Origin of the sequence: Streptomyces sp. NRRL S-350, from assembly GCF_000719705.1 — a bacterium.
In the GTDB taxonomy this organism is placed as follows: domain Bacteria; phylum Actinomycetota; class Actinomycetes; order Streptomycetales; family Streptomycetaceae; genus Kitasatospora.
In genome coordinates, this window is sequence record NZ_JOHO01000003.1 from 270,260 (window position 1) to 286,647 (window position 16,388).

Consider the following 16,388-nt stretch of genomic DNA (forward strand, 5'->3'; position numbering starts at 1 on the left):
CCATGGGACACGTCGAGATTTCGCACCTGGAGTACTACCTGCCGGACGGGCGGGTGCTGTTCGACGACGCGTCCTTCCGGGTCGGCGAGGGCGCCGCGGTCGCCCTGGTCGGCGCGAACGGCGCCGGCAAGACCACGCTGCTGCGGATGATCGCCGGGGACCTCCAGCCGCACGGCGGCTCGGTGACGATCAGCGGCGGGCTCGGCGTGATGCGCCAGTTCGTCGGCACCACCGGCCGCGAGGACCAGCAGTCCACCCCGGGGGCGCTGCCCGCGGACGCCTCGGTGCGCGACCTGCTGGTGTCCGTCGCCCCCGAGCGGATCGCGGTGGCCGCCCGCGCGGTGGACGCCGCCGAGCTGGCGATGATCGCCCAGGACGACGAGAAGACGCAGATGGCCTACGCCCAGGCGCTCTCCGACTGGGCCGACGTCGGCGGCTACGACTACGAGACCGACTGGGACGTCTGCACGATGGCGGCCCTCGGCATGCCCTTCGACAAGGCCCAGTGGCGCGGCCTCAACACCCTCTCCGGCGGCGAGCAGAAGCGGCTCGTGCTGGAGGCCCTGCTGCGCGGCCCCGACGAGGTGCTGCTGCTGGACGAGCCCGACAACTACCTGGACGTCCCCGCCAAGCGCTGGCTGGAGGAGGCGATCAAGGCCACCTCGAAGACCGTGCTGTTCATCTCGCACGACCGTGAGCTGCTGTCCGAGACCGCCGACAAGATCATCGCCGTCGAGACCGGCGCCACCGGCAGCAGCGTCTGGGTGCACGGCGGCGGGTTCGACACCTTCCACGAGGCCCGCAAGGCCCGCTTCGAGCGGTTCGAGGAGCTGCGCCGCCGCTGGGACGAGGAGCACGCCAAGCTCAAGAAGCTGGTCGTCACCCTGCGCCAGGCCGCCGCCGTCAGCCACGAGATGGCCTCCCGGTACGCCGCCGCCCAGACCAGGCTGAAGAAGTTCGAGGACGCCGGCCCGCCGGAGACGCCGCCGCGTGAGCAGAGCATCACCATGCGGCTCAAGGGCGGCCGCACCGGGGTGCGGGCCTTCACCATGGAGCGGTTGGAGCTCACCGGCCTGATGAAGCCCTTCGACCTGGAGGTCTTCTACGGCGAGCGGGTCGCGGTGCTCGGCTCGAACGGCTCCGGCAAGTCGCACTTCCTGCGGCTGCTGGCCGGCGACGGGACGGTCGCGCACACCGGCGAGTGGAAGCTGGGCGCCCGGGTCGTCCCCGGTCACTTCCGGCAGACCCACGCGCACCCGGAGCTGTTCGGCCGCACCGTGCGCTCGATCATCGAGGAGGAGCACGCGCTCGGCCGCGGCGCCGCGATGGGCGCGTTGCGCCGGTACGAGCTGGACCGCCAGGAGGAGCAGAAGTTCGAGTCGCTGTCCGGTGGGCAGCAGGCCCGGCTGATGATCCTCAAGCTCGAACTCTCGGGCGTGACGGCCCTGTTGCTCGACGAGCCGACCGACAACCTGGACCTGGAGAGCGCCGAGGCACTGCAGGCCGGACTGGAGGCCTTCGACGGCACCGTGCTGTGCGTCACCCACGACCGCTGGTTCGCCAAGAGCTTCGACCGCTTCCTGGTGTTCGGCGCGGACGGCCGGGTGTACGAGTCGTCGGAGCCGGTCTGGGACGTCGCCCGGGTGGAGCGCGAACGCTGAGTGACGGCGGAGGGGGTTCCAGGCGATTTTTGACCCCTTCGGGCCTGGCCGGTAACCTGGATGCTTGATGTGCGTATTGGCTCGCTCTATCTCACGTGAGAGGTCGGTACGCCGGAGACATCAGGTCGTCGACCAGCGGTCCCCCTTGAATTGCGTCCAAGGTTGGCCAGGCTGCTCTTCCGTCCGGGTGCTCCTGTCAGGACTCACTCACTGAAAAGCGAAGGCTACGACCGTGCGTACGTACAGCCCCAAGCCCGGCGACGTCCAGCGTCAGTGGCACGTCATCGACGCGACCGACGTCGTGCTCGGCCGCCTGGCCTCCCAGGCCGCCAACCTCCTCCGGGGCAAGCACAAGGCGATCTACGCGCCGCACGTTGACACTGGTGACTTCGTCATCATCATCAACGCCGACAAGGTGCACCTGTCCGGTAACAAGAAGACCCAGAAGCTGGCCTACCGCCACTCGGGCTTCCCGGGCGGTCTGCGCTCGGTGCGCTACGACGACCTGCTGGCGAACAACCCGGAGAAGGCCGTCGAGAAGGCCATCAAGGGCATGATCCCCAAGAACAGCCTGGGCCGTCAGATGCTCTCGAAGCTGAAGGTCTACTCGGGCGACCAGCACCCGCACGCTGCCCAGCAGCCGGTGCCGTTCGAGATCACCCAGGTCGCGCAGTAATTCGGCCACCAAGCCCCCCAACACTGAAAAGAGCTGAGGAACATCGTGGCCGAGACCACTGAAACCCTTGAGGTCGACTTCGACGAGACCGTCGTCGAGGGCGAGTACACCTCCGAGGAGAGCTACACCTCCGAGTCGCTGGCCGGCCGCTTCGGCGAGGCCGTCCCCGGCGCCGGCCTGGGCCGTCGCAAGGAGGCGATCGCCCGCGTGCGCATCGTCCCCGGCACCGGCGTCTGGAAGATCAACGGTCGCACCCTCGAGGGCTACTTCCCCAACAAGGTGCACCAGCAGACCGTGAACGAGCCCTTCAAGCTCCTCGAGCTGGACGGCCGTTACGACGTCGTCGCCCGCATCACCGGCGGCGGCGTGTCCGGCCAGGCCTACGCGCTGCGCCTCGGCGTGGCCCGTGCCCTGAACGAGGCCGACGTGGACAACAACCGCGGCGCGCTGAAGAAGGCCGGCTTCCTGACCCGTGACGCCCGCGCCGTCGAGCGCAAGAAGGCCGGTCTGAAGAAGGCCCGCAAGGCGCCGCAGTACAGCAAGCGCTAATCGCGTCCCCGGGGGTGCGGCCCGCCCTGGCGGTGCACCCCCTGGATGCGCGAAACCGTCGCCCCGGAGTACCACGTGTACTCCGGGGCGACGTGTTCCCCGGCTACTGTGCGGCGGCCGGGATCATCGGTTGGGTTCCGAACAGTGGTGATGGAGGACGGACAGTGGGACGACTCTTCGGTACGGACGGCGTACGCGGGGTGGCCAACGAGGGACTGACGGCGGAGCTCGCGCTCGGACTGTCGGTCGCGGCCGCGCACGTGCTCGGCGAGGCCGGTGCCTTCGACGGCCACCGGCCGGTCGCGGTGGTCGGCCGTGACCCGCGTGCCTCGGGGGAGTTCCTGGAAGCCGCCGTCATCGCCGGTCTGGCCAGCGCCGGCGTCGACGTGCTGCGGGTCGGCGTCCTGCCCACCCCGGCCGTGGCCTACCTCACCGGCGCGCTCGGCGCCGACTTCGGCGTGATGCTGTCCGCCAGCCACAACGCCATGCCGGACAACGGCATCAAGTTCCTCGCGCGCGGCGGCCACAAGCTGGACGACCGGATCGAGGACGCGATCGAGGCCCACTACCGCAAGCACACGCTGGGCGAGGAGGACTGGAACCGCCCGACCGGCGCCGCCGTCGGACGGGTCCGCGAGTACACCGAGGGCTTCGACAAGTACGTCGCCCACCTGATCGGCGTACTGCCCAACCGCCTGGACGGCGTGAAGGTCGTCATCGACGGCGCCCACGGCGCGGCCGCCTACGTCGCCCCCGAGGCCTTCGCCCGGGCCGGCGCCGAGGTCGTCCACACCCTGGGGGCCGAGCCCACCGGCCTCAACATCAACGACGGCGTCGGCTCCACCCACCTGGACCGGCTGCGCGTCGCGATGAAGGAGTACCAGGCCGACTTCGGCATCGCCCTCGACGGCGACGCCGACCGCTGCCTGGCCGCCGACGCCGACGGCAACGAGGTGGACGGCGACCAGATCATCGCCATCCTCGCGGTCTCGATGAAGGAGGCCGGCACCCTGCGCGGCAACACCGCGGTGGCCACCGTCATGTCCAACCTCGGCTTCAAGCTGGCGATGGAGCGCGAGGGCATCGACCTGGTGGAGACCGCCGTCGGCGACCGCTACGTGCTGGAGGCGATGAAGGAGCACGGCTTCGCGCTGGGCGGCGAGCAGTCCGGCCACGTCATCCTGCTGGACCACGCCACCACCGGCGACGGCACCCTCACCGGCCTGATGCTGGGCGCCCGCCTGGCCGCGACCAAGCAGCCGCTGGCCGACCTGGCCGCCGTGATGACCCGGCTGCCGCAGGTGCTGATCAACGTCAAGGGCGTCGACAAGAGCCGGGTCGCCACCAGCCCCGAGCTGGCGGCCGCCGTCGCCGCGGCCGAGGTCCAGCTGGGCGCCACCGGCCGGGTGCTGCTGCGCTCGTCCGGCACCGAGCCGCTGGTCCGGGTGATGGTCGAGGCCGCCGACGCGGTGCAGGCCGAGGCCGTCGCGCAGCGGCTGGCCGAAGCGGTGCGCACCCACCTGGGCTGAGCTCCCGCACACGCCGAAGGCCCCCGCCGCTCGGCGGGGGCCTTCGCGGTGCTCGGGGCCGGTGCTCGGGGCTGGTGCTCGGGTCCGGTGCCAAGAGCCGGGGCTCGGGGCCCCGGGAGCGCGGCGGCTGACGGCGGCTCAGAGCTTGCGCAGCAGCGCCCGGCGGACCTTGTGGTCCCCGCCCTTCTGCAGGATCAGGGTGGCCCGGCCGCGGGTCGGCAGCACGTTCTCCAGCAGGTTGGGCTTGTTGATGGTGCGCCAGACCTGACGGCCGTACTCCATCGCTTCCTCCTCCGGCACTTCGGTGAAGCGGCGGAAGTAGGAGTTCGGGTCCTGGAAGGCCGTCTCCCGCAGCTTGCGGAAGCGGTCCAGGTACCAGTGCTCGATGTCGTCCGTCCGGGCGTCGACGTAGATCGAGAAGTCGAAGTAGTCGGCGACCGCGAGGCGGGTGCGGCCGTCGGTGCCGGGCAGCGCCGGCTGGAGGACGTTCAGGCCCTCGACGATCAGGATGTCCGGGCGCTCCACCGTCAGCCGCTCGTCCGGCACGATGTCGTACACCAGGTGCGAGTAGACCGGGGCGCTGAGCCGCTCCTTGCCGGCCTTCACGTCCGCGACGAAGCGCGTCAGCGCCCGGCGGTCGTACGACTCGGGGAAGCCCTTGCGGGCCATCAGGCCGCGGCGGCGCAGTTCGGCGTTGGGGAGCAGGAAGCCGTCGGTGGTGACCAGCTCGACCCGGGGGTGCTCGGGCCAGCGGGCGAGCAGGGCCTGCAGGAGGCGGGCGGTGGTCGACTTGCCGACGGCGACGGAGCCGGCCACGCCGATGATGAACGGCGTGCGGGTGCGCTCGGTGTCCGGGGTGTCGAGGAACGTGCCCAGCGTGCCGCGCAGTTCGTGCGTGGCGTGGATGTACAGGTTCAGCAGCCGGGACAGCGGCAGGTAGACGTCACGGACCTCGTCCAGGTCGAGGGCTGTGCCGAGGCCGCGCAGCTGCTCCACCTCCTCGGCGGTCAGCGGCAGCGGCGTACGCTCGCGCAGCGCGCTCCACTCGGCCCGGCTGAGGTCCACGTAGGGGGACGGCGACGGGCCGGGCGTGGTGGCGCCCCGCGTACACAGTTCGGTCAGCACATGCTCCATTGTGAGCCGTCGCGGCGTTCACGGTCGTTGTGGTGTCGGTCACGCAGCGTTCTCCCCGGACGGGAAAACGGCCACAGAACCGCCCTTATGCTGGCACGCATGTGCGGAATTGTTGGATACGTGGGCGCGCAGTCCGCCCTCGACGTAGTAATCGCAGGCCTGCAGCGCCTGGAATACCGGGGTTACGACTCGGCCGGTGTCGCGGTGCAGGTACAGGACTCCGACGGGCAGTGGGGCCTGTCCACCGACAAGCGGGCCGGAAAGCTCGCCAACCTGCAGAAGTCGCTCGCCGAGTCCCCTCTGCCCGGCGGCACCACCGGCATCGGCCACACCCGCTGGGCCACCCACGGCGGCCCGACGGACGCCAACGCCCACCCCCACCTGGACGACGAGCAGCGGGTCGCGGTGGTGCACAACGGCATCATCGAGAACTTCGCCCAGCTGCGCGCCGAGATCGCCGAGCGCGGCCACACCCTCCGGTCCGAGACCGACACCGAGGTCGTCGCCCACCTGCTGGGCGAGGCCTACCAGGGCGACCTCGCCGAGGCCATGCGGGTGGTCTGCCGTCAGCTGGAGGGTGCCTTCACCCTGGTGGCCGTGCACGCCGACGCGCCGGACGTCGTCGTGGGCGCCCGCCGCAACTCGCCGCTGGTCGTCGGCCGCGGCGTGGGCGAGAACTTCCTCGCCTCGGACGTCGCCGCCTTCATCGCGCACACCCGCGAGGCGATCGAGCTGGGCCAGGACCAGGTCGTCGAGCTGCGCCCCGAGGGCGTGACCGTCACCGACTTCGACGGTGCCCCGGCCGAGGTGCGCGAGTACCACGTCGACTGGGACGCCTCCGCCGCCGAGAAGGGCGGCTACGACTACTTCATGCTCAAGGAGATCGCCGAGCAGCCGAAGGCCGTGGCCGACACCCTGCTGGGCCGCATCGGCACCGACGGCCGGCTCACCCTGGACGAGCTGCGGATCTCCGACGCCGACCTGCGGTCCGTCGACAAGGTCGTCATCGTCGCCTGCGGCACCGCCTTCCACGCCGGCATGATCGCCAAGTACGCGATCGAGCACTGGACCCGCATCCCCTGCGAGGTCGAGGTCGCCTCCGAGTTCCGCTACCGCGACCCGATCATGGGCCCCGGCACGCTCGTCATCGCCATCTCGCAGTCCGGCGAGACCATGGACACCCTGATGGCCCTGCGCCACGCCCGCGAGCAGGGCGCCAAGGTGCTGGCGATCTGCAACACGAACGGCTCCACCATCCCGCGCGAGTCGGACGCCGTGCTGTACACGCACGCCGGGCCGGAGGTCGCGGTCGCGTCCACCAAGGCGTTCCTGACCCAGCTGGTCGCCTGCTACCTGGTCGCCCTCTACCTGGGCCAGGTGCGCGGCACCAAGTGGGGCGACGAGATCTTCGCCGTCATCAAGGAGCTCGGCGACGCGCCGAAGCAGGTCGAGCAGGTCCTGGAGACCATGGAGCCGGTGCGCGAGCTGGCCCGCTCGCTGGCCGACGCCCGCTCGGTGCTGTTCCTCGGCCGCCACGTCGGCTTCCCGGTGGCCCTGGAGGGCGCGCTCAAGCTCAAGGAGCTGGCGTACATGCACGCCGAGGGCTTCGCGGCGGGCGAGCTCAAGCACGGCCCGATCGCGCTGATCGAGGAGGGTCTGCCGGTCGTGGTCGTCGTGCCCTCGCCGCGCGGCCGGTCGATCCTGCACGACAAGATCGTCTCCAACATCCAGGAGATCCGGGCCCGCGGCGCCCGCACGATCGTGATCGCGGAGGAGGGCGACGAGGCCGTCGTCCCGTACGCGGACCACCTGATCCGCATCCCGGTCACCCCGACCCTGCTCCAGCCGCTGGTCTCCACCGTCCCGCTGCAGGTCTTCGCCTGCGAGCTGGCCACGGCCAAGGGCCACGAGGTCGACCAGCCGCGCAACCTGGCGAAGTCGGTCACCGTCGAGTAGTCCCGCGCTCGTCGGCAACGGCGCCCCTGCGGTGGCTGCGTCCTACCGCAGGGGCGCCGTGTCGAGCGCGAAGGAGAACGGGGCGGGCAGGTCGATCGACGTGCCGAACTCGACCTGGGTGCGGGTGGGGTAGTCCTCGCCCTCGGGCCGGGTGACCAGGGTGACCAGGCCGTCGCTGCGGTCGATCAGCAGACAGCACGGGACACCGGCGGCGGCGCAGCCGCGGCGCTTGGCTTCGCGGTCCTTGTGCGGGTCGGTCGACGTGGGTGTCACTCGAAAGTGTGGCGCAGGCCCGGCTCCCGCAGGGCGGTGACGCGGGCTAGCGTCGGCGGTAGCCGCGCCTGCCGAAGGAGTTCTCCCCATGCGTCATGCACACCCTGTGGAAACCGTCCGGGCCGCCGAGGCCGCGCTGATGGCGCGCCTGCCGGAGGGCACCCTGATGCAGCGGGCGGCCGCCGGGCTGGCGGCGACCTGCGCCCGGCTGCTCACCGGGCGTCGGGGGCGGGTGTACGGCAGCCGGGTGGCGGTGCTGGCGGGCAGCGGGGACAACGGGGGTGACGCCCTCTACGCCGGGGCCGCGCTGGCCCGGCGCGGGGCCCGGGTGACGGCGGTGCTGCTGACGCCGGAGAAGGCGCACCCGGGCGGTCTGGCCGCGCTGCGGGCGGCGGGCGGTCGGGTGACGGCGGAGCAGGAAGTCGGCCTGGCCGACTTCTCGCGCGCGGACCTGGTGCTGGACGGGATCGTCGGCATCGGCGGCCGGGGCGGGCTGCGCCCCGAGGCCGTGCCGTACGCCCGGGCCGCGCGGCGCGGCGTCGTGGTCGCGGTGGACCTGCCCAGCGGGGTCGACGCCGACACCGGTGAGGTGCCCGGCGAGGCGCTGCGTGCCGACGTCACGGTCTGCTTCGGCACGTACAAGCCCGGGTTGCTGGTCGACCCGGGGGCCGCGTACACGGGCGCCGTCCAACTGGTCGACATCGGGATCGAACTGCCGGAGGCGGACGTGACGGCCCTCCAGCACACCGACGTGGCCGCGCTGCTGCCGCTGCCGGGCGCGGAGAGCGACAAGTACCGGCGCGGTGTGGTCGGGGTGGCGGCCGGTTCGGCGCGGTACCCCGGGGCGGCGCTGCTGGCGGTCGCCGGGGCGCTGCGGGGCGGCGCGGGCGCCGTCCGGTACGTCGGCACGGCGGCCGAGGAGGTCGTACGGCGGCACCCGGAGACGCTGGTCACCGAGGGCGGGCCGGCCGGGGCCGGGCGGGTGCAGGCCTGGGTGGTCGGGCCGGGCGGCGGCGAGGGCGCACGGCAGGCACTGACCGAGGCGCTGTCCGCCGACGTCCCGGTGCTGGTGGACGCCGACGGGCTGACCGAACTGGGCCGGCTCGGCCCCGACGCCCTGGCCGGCCGCACCGCCCCCACCCTGCTCACCCCGCACACCGGCGAGGCCGCCCGGCTGCTCGCGGGCGCCGACGGCACCCCGCCGCCGGCCGCTGACGACCTGGCCGCCGCGCGGCTGGCCACCGCCCGCCGGCTGGCGGCCGCCTACCGCGCGACCGTGCTGCTGAAGGGCTCGACCACGGTGGTCGCCGACCCGGGCGGCGCCGTCCGGGTCAACCCCACCGGCACCTCCTGGCTGGCCACCGCCGGCAGCGGCGACGTCCTGGCCGGCCTGGCGGGCTCGCTCCTGGCGGCGGGCCTCCCGCCGCTGGACGCCGCGTCGGTGGCCGCCTACCTGCACGGCCTGGCGGGCCGCGAGGCGGCGGGCGAGCCGGGCGCCCCGGTGACGGCCCTGGCGGTGGCCGAGGCATTGCCCGCCGTGTGGCGGGCGGTGCGCGGGGCCTGACGGGGCGGGTCCGGGCCGACGGGCCGGGCGGCGGCGGGCGGCGGCGGGGCGGCCGGGCAGCCGGGCAGCCGGGCAGCCGGGCGGCGGCGGGCGCGCGGAACCGGGCGGTCCGCATCCGGCGTCCGAACGAGGAGGTGACGAGCGGTTCGCCGCCGGTCGGCGCGGAGGGGGCCCCGGCCGTCGGCCGCCGCGCCGATGGGCCGTTCGGCGAGGACTCCGGGACGTCTGGGAGACTGACCCTGATGACAACTGCGAACACGACCGGCACAGCCACCCTGACCGACGGCGTCCGTGCCGAGGCGACCATCGATCTCGCCGCCCTGCGCGGCAACCTCGCGGCGCTGCGCGAGCGCGTCGGCAGCGCGGCGGTGATGCTCGCGGTCAAGGCGGACGCCTACGGCCACGGCGCGGTCGAGTGCGCCCGGGAGGCGGTCGCCGACGGGATCGGCTGGCTCGGCTGCGCGACGCCCGACGAGGCGCTGGCGCTGCGGGCCGCGGGCATCGGCCCGGAGCGCGCCCGCATCCTGTGCTGGCTGTGGACGCCCGGCGGGCCGTGGGCCGAGGCGCTGCGCGCGGACCTGGACATCTCGGTCAGCGGCCAGTGGGCGCTGGAGGAACTGCTGTCGGCCGTCCGCGGGACCGGTCTCCCGGCCCGCGTGCACCTGAAGGTCGACACCGGCCTCGGCCGCAACGGCTGCCAGCCGCACGACTGGCCGCAGCTGGTGGCCGCCGCCCGTCGCGCCGAGGCCGAGGGGCTGCTCAGGGTCGTCGGCGTCTGGTCGCACTTCGCCGCCGCCGACGAGCCCGGCCACCCGTCGATCCGGGCCCAGCTGGACTCCTACCGCGCCGCGCTGGCCGCGGTCGAGGCGGCCGGGCTGCGCCCCGAGGTCAGGCACCTGGCGAACTCGCCGGCCGCCCTGCTGCTGCCGGAGTCGCACTTCGACCTGGTGCGTACGGGCCTGGCCGCGTACGGGCTGTCACCGGTGCCGGGGGTGGGCTCGCCGGCCGACTTCGGGCTGCGCCCGGTGATGTCGCTGTCCGCGCGGCTGGCGCTGGTCAAGCAGGTCCCCGGCGGGCACGGGGTCAGCTACGGCCACCACTACACGACGCCCGGCCCGACCACCCTGGGCCTGGTCCCGATCGGTTACGGCGACGGCGTGCCCCGGCACGCCAGCGGTACCGGTCCGGTGCAGATCGACGGCAAGTGGCGCACGGTGGCCGGCCGGGTGGCGATGGACCAGTTCGTGGTGGACCTGGGCGGCGACACCCCGGCGGTCGGCGACGAGGCGCTCCTGTTCGGCAACGGCGAGCGCGGCGAGCCGACCGCCGAGGACTGGGCCCGCGCCTGCGGCACCATCTCGTACGAGATCGTCACCCGGATCGGTGCCCGGGTGCCCCGCCGGTACCTGGGCGGCAGCCACGCCGAGGGCCTCCCGGCATGACCGACGCACCGACCGGGGACGGAGCGGTCGCGGCGGTGGCCAAGGCGGCCGGCGCGGCCACCGGGGTGAGCCGGGCGGGCGTGATCGGGATCTCCGTCGGCGTGCTGGCGGCCGGGGCGGCCGCCGGGGTGGCGATAGAGCGGCTGACCGTCGGCCGGGCGACGCGCCGCCGGGCCCGCGCCGAGCTGGACGCGAGCGCCCCGTACGGCTCGCTGCGCGGACGCCCGAGGACGGTGGCGGCGCCGGACGGCACCGAGCTGTACGTCGAACTGGACGGCACCGGCTGGGCGGAGCCCGAGACCCCCGACAGCGCGGACGGCGCCGACAGGCCCGACAGCGCCGAGAGTTCCGACGGCCCGGAGCGCCCCGGAGGCGGCCCGGCGGGTGGCGGCGCCGAGCCGCTGACCGTGGTGTTCTGCCACGGCTACTGCCTCAACCAGGACAGTTGGCACTTCCAGCGGGCCGCGCTGCGCGAGGGCATGCGGTTGGTCTTCTGGGACCAGCGCAGCCACGGCCGCTCCGAGCGCTCCCGCTCGTTCCTGGCGGGCGAGCCGGCCGGCATCGACCAGTTGGGCGGCGACCTCAAAGCGGTGATCGACGCCGTCGCGCCGACCGGCCCGCTGGTGCTGGTGGGCCACTCGATGGGCGGCATGACGGTGATGGCGCTGGCCGACCAGTACCCGGAGCTGTTCCGGGAGAGGGTCGCCGGGGTCGCCCTGATCGGCACGCTCGCGGGGGACTGGAACTCGGTGAGCCTGGGACTGCCGGCGGTCGGCGCCAAGCTGTTCAAGCGGGTCGCGCCCGGCGTGGTGAGGCTGCTCGGCCGCCAGGTCGACCTGGTGGAGGCGACCAGGCGGCTGGGCTCGGACGTGACGTCCCTCTTCTACCGCAGGTTCTCCTTCGGGAGCCGGGACGTCGACCCCGGGGTGGTGCGCTTCGCCGAGCAGCTGCTGGACGCCACCCCGATCGACGTGGTCGCCGAGTTCTACCCGGTGTTCGGCGTACACGAGAAGTTCGAGGCGCTGGCCGCCCTGCTCGGCCTGCCGACCCTGGTGCTGGCCGGGACGAAGGACCTGCTGACGCCCTCGGCGCACAGCGAGGTGATGGCCGCGCGGCTGCCGGGCGCCGAACTGGTCCTCGCCGACGGCGCCGGACACCTGGTGATGCTGGAGCGGCCGGAGCAGGTCGACCGCGAACTCGCACTGCTGCTGCGCCGGGCCGCCGACCACGCCGGGGCCGCGCCGCTGCCCGCGGCCGTCCTCGACCTGGCCCGGGAACGGCCCGCCGAACAGGCCGCCGACCCCGCCTGAGGCTCCGCCGCACCGCCCCGACGCTCCGCCCGCCACCCCGCCCGCCGCACCGGGGCGCGGTGATGTGGCACGGTAGCGGTGGCGGCCGGTGGTCGGCACGCCGGTACGGACCGAAGGGCAAGACACGCGCATGGGCTCGCACGCCACTCTCACCGTCCCCACCCCGGAGCGGATGGGCCGGCTCGGCCGGGAGCTGGCCGCGCTGCTGCGGCCGGGGGACCTGGTGCTGCTCTCCGGCGAGCTGGGGGCGGGGAAGACCACGCTCACCCGGGGCCTGGGGGAGGGGCTGCAGGTCCGCGGGGCGGTGACCTCGCCGACCTTCGTGATCGCCCGGGTGCACCCCTCCCTGGTCGGCGGCCCGGCCCTGGTCCACGTGGACGCGTACCGGCTGGGCGGGGACCTCGACGAGATGGAGGACCTCGACCTGGACGTCTCGCTGCCGGAGTCGGTGGTCGTGGTCGAGTGGGGCGAGGGCAAGGTCGAGCGCCTGTCCGAGGACCGGCTGGAGGTCCGGATCGAGCGGGCCCTGGGCGGCGCCGACGACGCCGGGGACGACCAGGACCCGCGCCGGGTGCTGCTGACCGGCATCGGCCCGCGCTGGGCGGACGCCGGGCTGGCGGCGCTGGCCGAGTAGGAGCGCCGGCGGCCGCGGCGCGTCGCGACTCGCCGACACCTTGCCGACAGGCTGTCGGCAAGATGTTGCGGGCGGGGCGCCGGGCGTGGTGGGATGGGTGCTGCGGTTAGGTCTGCCTAACTAGGGAGGCGCCATGTCGAGCACCACCCCCGACCCGGAGCGCACCGTCCGCGCCGCCGGGGCCGGAGAGCCGGCCCGCAGTGCCGCGGGGGAGCCCATGCGGGCCCTGCTGGCCGCCTGCGCGGCCGCCGAGGCGGTGTCCACCCCGCCCGAGCCGAAGCCGAGGCAGGCCGAGGGGCCCGAGGCGCAGTCGCCCCGGGCCGCGTGAGCCGCCTCAGGCGACCACGACCACCTTGGTGTCCTTCGGCGCGAAGTCCCAGAGCAACTGGCCCTCGGCGCGGCCGCTGCGGATGCCGCCGGTCTTGGCCTTCGGGTCGGCGGTCGGGGTCGCGCCGTCCACCGCCGCGCTGAAACCGAACACCACGCCGTTCTGCTGCGCGAAACGCACCACGTGCTCGATCTGACGTCCGTCCGTCCCGGTGGTCGTCGCGGTGCGGCTGTACACCGCGTAGCTGCCGGGGGTCGGCTCGACCGTGCCCGGGGCGACCGGGAAGGCGGCGGCGACCTGCGGGTTCTTCTTCGGGTCGACCAGCCAGACGTAGTGGCTGCCGACCGAGTAGACGACCCGGAGACCGGTGCCCGAGGTGGCCGGCAGCGGCGGGACGGTCGGGGTGGCCGAGGCGCTCGGCGCCGCGGTGGGGGCCGTGCCGGTCGCCGCGACGGGGGCGGTGGGCTTGGCGGCGCCCGCCCGGCTCTGGGCGCCGTTGGCCTGGAAGGCCAGCAGGCTCACCACCGCCAGGGCCCCCAGGGTCAGCCCGGTGACCACCACTCCAGGACCCATCTTCGCCACGTGCCGCTCCCGCCGCCGTCCCTTTTCGTACGGCCCCATCGTGCCAGGTCCGTCCGTCCGGGTCGCAGCGCCTCGGATGTGTGTTCCCGGACGGCACACCCGGCCGATCGGCCGGTCGGCCCAACGTCGGTCTAACCTTGACCCGTGCTGCTGCTCGCGTTCGACACCGCTACCCCCGCCGTCACCGCCGCCGTCCACGACGGCACCGCCGTCCTGGCCGAGACCCACCAGGTCGACGCCCGGCGCCACGGCGAACTGCTGCTGCCCGCGATCGACGGCGTCCTGCGGGCGGCCGGGGTCGACAAGCACCGGCTGACCGCCATCGCGGTCGGCGTCGGCCCGGGCCCGTACACCGGCCTGCGGGTCGGCCTGGTGACCGCCGCCGCGCTCGGCCACGCCCTCGGGCTGCCGGTGCACGGCGTCTGCACCCTGGACGCGATCGCCTTCCAGGCCCGCGCCGAGGGCCTGGCCGGGCAGCCGTTCACGGTGGCCACCGATGCGCGCCGCAAGGAGGTCTACTGGGCCTCGTACGACGCCGAGGGCCGCCGCACCGAGGGGCCGGGCGTGGACCGGCCGGCCGAGTCGGCCCCGCAGCCGCGCTCCGTCGGCGCCGGCGCCCTGCTCTACCCCGAGGCCTTCCCGGGCGCGCACGGTCCCGAGCACGTGTCGGCCGGCGCCCTGGCCGGCTTCGCCGCCGCCGAGCTGGCCGCCGGGCGCGAACTGCTGCCCAACGTCCCGCTGTACCTGCGCCGCCCGGACGCCCAGGTGCCCGTCGGCTACAAGACCGTTCTGGGGGGCAAGGCGGTGCTCCCGGCGTGAACCACGGCACCACCCTGCGCCCGATGCGCTGGTGGGACATCGCGCCGGTGGTGGAACTGGAGCGGAGGCTCTTCCCCGAGGACGCCTGGTCCACCGGGATGTTCTGGTCCGAGCTGGCCGACGCCCACCCCGGCGGCACCCGCCACTACACCGTCGCCTGCGCGGCGGACGGCACGGTCGTCGGCTACGCCGGGCTGATGGCGATCGCCGGCGAGGGCGACGTCCAGACCATCGCCGTCGACGACCGCCACCAGGGCGCCGGCCTCGGCACGGCGCTGCTCACCGACCTGATCCGGGAGTCCGCCCGGCGCGGCTGCGCCGAACTGCTCCTGGAGGTACGGGTGGACAACCTGCGCGCCCAGCGGCTGTACGAGCGCCACGGCTTCGCGCCGGTGGGCATCCGGCGCGGCTACTACCAGCCCGCCAACGTCGACGCGCTGGTGATGCGCCTCGACCACCCGAGCACTGACAGCACCGACCCGAAGGACATTGAGGACACCCCCCATGGCTGACGAACCGCTCGTCCTCGGCATCGAGACCTCCTGCGACGAGACCGGCGTCGGCATCGTGCGCGGCACGACGCTGCTGGCCGACGCGGTCGCCTCCAGCGTCAACGACCACGCCCGTTTCGGCGGCGTCGTCCCCGAGATCGCCAGCCGAGCGCACCTGGAGGCGATGGTCCCGACCATCCAGCGCGCCCTGGACACCGCCGGGGTCAAGGCGAGCGACCTGGACGGCATCGCGGTCACCGCCGGCCCCGGCCTGGCCGGCGCGCTGCTGGTCGGCGTCAGCGCCGCCAAGGCCTACGCGTGGGCCCTGGACAAGCCCCTGTACGGGGTCAACCACCTCGCCTCGCACATCTGCGTCGACCAGTTGGAGCACGGCCGGCTGCCCTCGCCGACGATGGCCCTGCTGGTCTCCGGCGGGCACTCCTCGCTGCTGCTCAGCGAGGACATCACCACCGACGTCCGCCCGCTCGGCGCGACCATCGACGACGCGGCAGGCGAGGCCTTCGACAAGGTCGCCCGGGTGCTCGGCCTGGGCTTCCCCGGCGGCCCGGTGGTGGACCGGACGGCCCGCGACGGCGACCCCGGGGCGATCGCCTTCCCGCGGGGCCTGAGCGGCAGGAACGACCCGGCGTACGACTTCTCCTTCTCCGGCCTCAAGACCGCCGTCGCCCGCTGGGTGGAGGCCAAGCGCCGGGCCGGCGAGGAGGTGCCGATCGCCGACGTGGCGGCCTCCTTCCAGGAGGCGGTCACCGACGTGCTCACCCGCAAGGCCGTCAAGGCGTGCAAGGACAACGGCGTCGACCACCTGATGATCGGCGGCGGCGTCGCGGCCAACTCGCGGCTGCGCGAGATGGCCCAGCAGCGCTGCGACCGGGCCGGCATCCGGCTGCGGGTGCCCCGGCCGGGCCTGTGCACCGACAACGGCGCGATGGTCGCGGCGCTGGGCTCCGAGATGGTGTGGCGCGACCGCGCGCCCTCCGCCTTCGACCTGTCCGCCGACTCCTCGCTGCCGGTGACCGACGTCCACGTGCCTGCCGCGGGCACCGGGCACGCCGACTTCCACGGCCAGGCCTACCACGCCCTCGGCGGCGGCACGGCATGACCGTCGCCGCGATGTGGGAGGCCCGGGCGGCGGACGGCCGCGGAGCCGAACTCGCCGCCTGGGTGCGGGAGGAGGCGCTGCCCGCGGTGCGCGGCACGGCCGGGCTGGAGCGGCTCGAACTGTTCGGCGCCCCCGGGGACCGGGTGCTGCTGATCACCTGGTGGAGCGGCGAGCCGGCGCCCTTCGCCGACCCGCCGGCCGAACTGCTCGGCCGTCCGGTGCACCGCTGGTCCTTCACCAGTGAGCTCGTCGAACAGCCTGCGGCGGGAACCGCCGACCCGACCGCTACCGTGCATAGCTGAGAGAAAGCTGGACGGGAA

General features: G+C 74.0%; 17 protein-coding genes. 14 read left to right on the forward strand and 3 right to left on the reverse strand.

Features of this window, described 5'->3' with window-relative positions:
* Positions 1-2 precede the first annotated feature (2 nt).
* The 4 genes from IF30_RS0105110 to glmM all read left to right on the forward strand — a co-directional run bounded on the left by IF30_RS0105110 (position 3) and on the right by glmM (position 4,415).
* Positions 3-1,661, forward strand: a complete 1,659-nt coding sequence (locus IF30_RS0105110; RefSeq protein ID WP_030232523.1) for an ABC-F family ATP-binding cassette domain-containing protein — start codon at positions 3-5, stop codon at positions 1,659-1,661.
* 232 nt (positions 1,662-1,893) lie between these two features.
* Positions 1,894-2,337, forward strand: a complete 444-nt coding sequence (gene rplM / locus IF30_RS0105115; RefSeq protein ID WP_030055846.1) for a 50S ribosomal protein L13 — start codon at positions 1,894-1,896, stop codon at positions 2,335-2,337.
* Positions 2,338-2,382: 45 nt separating this feature from the next.
* Positions 2,383-2,886: a 30S ribosomal protein S9 gene (rpsI, locus tag IF30_RS0105120; protein WP_030232526.1), complete on the forward strand. Its 504-nt coding sequence runs from the start codon at positions 2,383-2,385 to the stop codon at positions 2,884-2,886.
* Positions 2,887-3,050: 164 nt separating this feature from the next.
* Positions 3,051-4,415, forward strand: coding sequence for a phosphoglucosamine mutase (gene glmM / locus IF30_RS0105125; RefSeq protein ID WP_030232529.1), 1,365 nt, complete (start codon positions 3,051-3,053; stop codon positions 4,413-4,415).
* Between the two features lie 138 nt (positions 4,416-4,553).
* Here glmM and coaA read toward each other — a convergent pair whose 3' ends face one another.
* Complete coding sequence (gene coaA / locus IF30_RS0105130) at positions 4,554-5,549, reverse strand: type I pantothenate kinase (RefSeq protein ID WP_030232532.1); 996 nt, start codon at positions 5,547-5,549, stop codon at positions 4,554-4,556.
* Between the two features lie 99 nt (positions 5,550-5,648).
* Between coaA and glmS the strand changes: the two genes are divergently transcribed.
* The gene (gene glmS / locus IF30_RS0105135; RefSeq protein WP_078891145.1) at positions 5,649-7,505 is read left to right on the forward strand and encodes a glutamine--fructose-6-phosphate transaminase (isomerizing); all 1,857 of its coding nucleotides are present in this window, start codon (positions 5,649-5,651) and stop codon (positions 7,503-7,505) included.
* A gap of 42 nt (positions 7,506-7,547) precedes the next feature.
* Here glmS and IF30_RS0105140 read toward each other — a convergent pair whose 3' ends face one another.
* Positions 7,548-7,778: a Uma2 family endonuclease gene (locus IF30_RS0105140; protein ID WP_051709243.1), complete on the reverse strand. Its 231-nt coding sequence runs from the start codon at positions 7,776-7,778 to the stop codon at positions 7,548-7,550.
* Positions 7,779-7,866: 88 nt separating this feature from the next.
* On the opposite strand from IF30_RS0105140, the gene IF30_RS0105145 reads away from it, so the two are divergent.
* From IF30_RS0105145 to IF30_RS40980, 5 genes are all read left to right on the forward strand, one after another.
* Positions 7,867-9,342 carry a bifunctional ADP-dependent NAD(P)H-hydrate dehydratase/NAD(P)H-hydrate epimerase gene (locus tag IF30_RS0105145; protein WP_030232539.1) on the forward strand — a complete coding sequence of 492 codons (1,476 nt, stop codon included), beginning with the start codon at positions 7,867-7,869 and terminating at the stop codon, positions 9,340-9,342.
* A gap of 242 nt (positions 9,343-9,584) precedes the next feature.
* Positions 9,585-10,784, forward strand: a complete 1,200-nt coding sequence (gene alr, locus IF30_RS0105150) for an alanine racemase (RefSeq protein WP_051709277.1) — start codon at positions 9,585-9,587, stop codon at positions 10,782-10,784.
* The gene (locus IF30_RS0105155) at positions 10,781-12,094 is read left to right on the forward strand and encodes an alpha/beta fold hydrolase (RefSeq protein ID WP_107054325.1); all 1,314 of its coding nucleotides are present in this window, start codon (positions 10,781-10,783) and stop codon (positions 12,092-12,094) included. The genes alr and IF30_RS0105155 overlap by 4 nt, the downstream gene beginning before the upstream one ends.
* A 130-nt stretch (positions 12,095-12,224) precedes the next feature.
* Positions 12,225-12,728, forward strand: coding sequence for a tRNA (adenosine(37)-N6)-threonylcarbamoyltransferase complex ATPase subunit type 1 TsaE (gene tsaE, locus IF30_RS0105160; protein ID WP_030232544.1), 504 nt, complete (start codon positions 12,225-12,227; stop codon positions 12,726-12,728).
* Positions 12,729-12,861: 133 nt separating this feature from the next.
* Positions 12,862-13,056, forward strand: a complete 195-nt coding sequence (locus IF30_RS40980) for a hypothetical protein (RefSeq protein ID WP_037898978.1) — start codon at positions 12,862-12,864, stop codon at positions 13,054-13,056.
* 6 nt (positions 13,057-13,062) lie between these two features.
* Here IF30_RS40980 and IF30_RS0105170 read toward each other — a convergent pair whose 3' ends face one another.
* Positions 13,063-13,629, reverse strand: a complete 567-nt coding sequence (locus tag IF30_RS0105170) for a hypothetical protein (protein ID WP_037899056.1) — start codon at positions 13,627-13,629, stop codon at positions 13,063-13,065.
* A 153-nt stretch (positions 13,630-13,782) separates the two neighbouring features.
* Here IF30_RS0105170 and tsaB point away from each other — a divergent pair, with 153 nt between their 5' ends.
* Genes tsaB through IF30_RS0105190 form a run of 4 tightly spaced genes read left to right on the forward strand, consistent with a single transcriptional unit; the run spans position 13,783 to position 16,370 of the window.
* Positions 13,783-14,457: a tRNA (adenosine(37)-N6)-threonylcarbamoyltransferase complex dimerization subunit type 1 TsaB gene (tsaB, locus tag IF30_RS0105175; protein ID WP_030232547.1), complete on the forward strand. Its 675-nt coding sequence runs from the start codon at positions 13,783-13,785 to the stop codon at positions 14,455-14,457.
* 23 nt (positions 14,458-14,480) lie between these two features.
* Positions 14,481-14,969 carry a ribosomal protein S18-alanine N-acetyltransferase gene (gene rimI / locus IF30_RS0105180; RefSeq protein WP_037899058.1) on the forward strand — a complete coding sequence of 163 codons (489 nt, stop codon included), beginning with the start codon at positions 14,481-14,483 and terminating at the stop codon, positions 14,967-14,969.
* Complete coding sequence (gene tsaD / locus IF30_RS0105185) at positions 14,962-16,068, forward strand: tRNA (adenosine(37)-N6)-threonylcarbamoyltransferase complex transferase subunit TsaD (protein WP_030232550.1); 1,107 nt, start codon at positions 14,962-14,964, stop codon at positions 16,066-16,068. The genes rimI and tsaD overlap by 8 nt, the downstream gene beginning before the upstream one ends.
* Positions 16,065-16,370: a hypothetical protein gene (locus tag IF30_RS0105190; protein ID WP_037898981.1), complete on the forward strand. Its 306-nt coding sequence runs from the start codon at positions 16,065-16,067 to the stop codon at positions 16,368-16,370. The genes tsaD and IF30_RS0105190 overlap by 4 nt, the downstream gene beginning before the upstream one ends.
* Positions 16,371-16,388 lie beyond the last annotated feature (18 nt).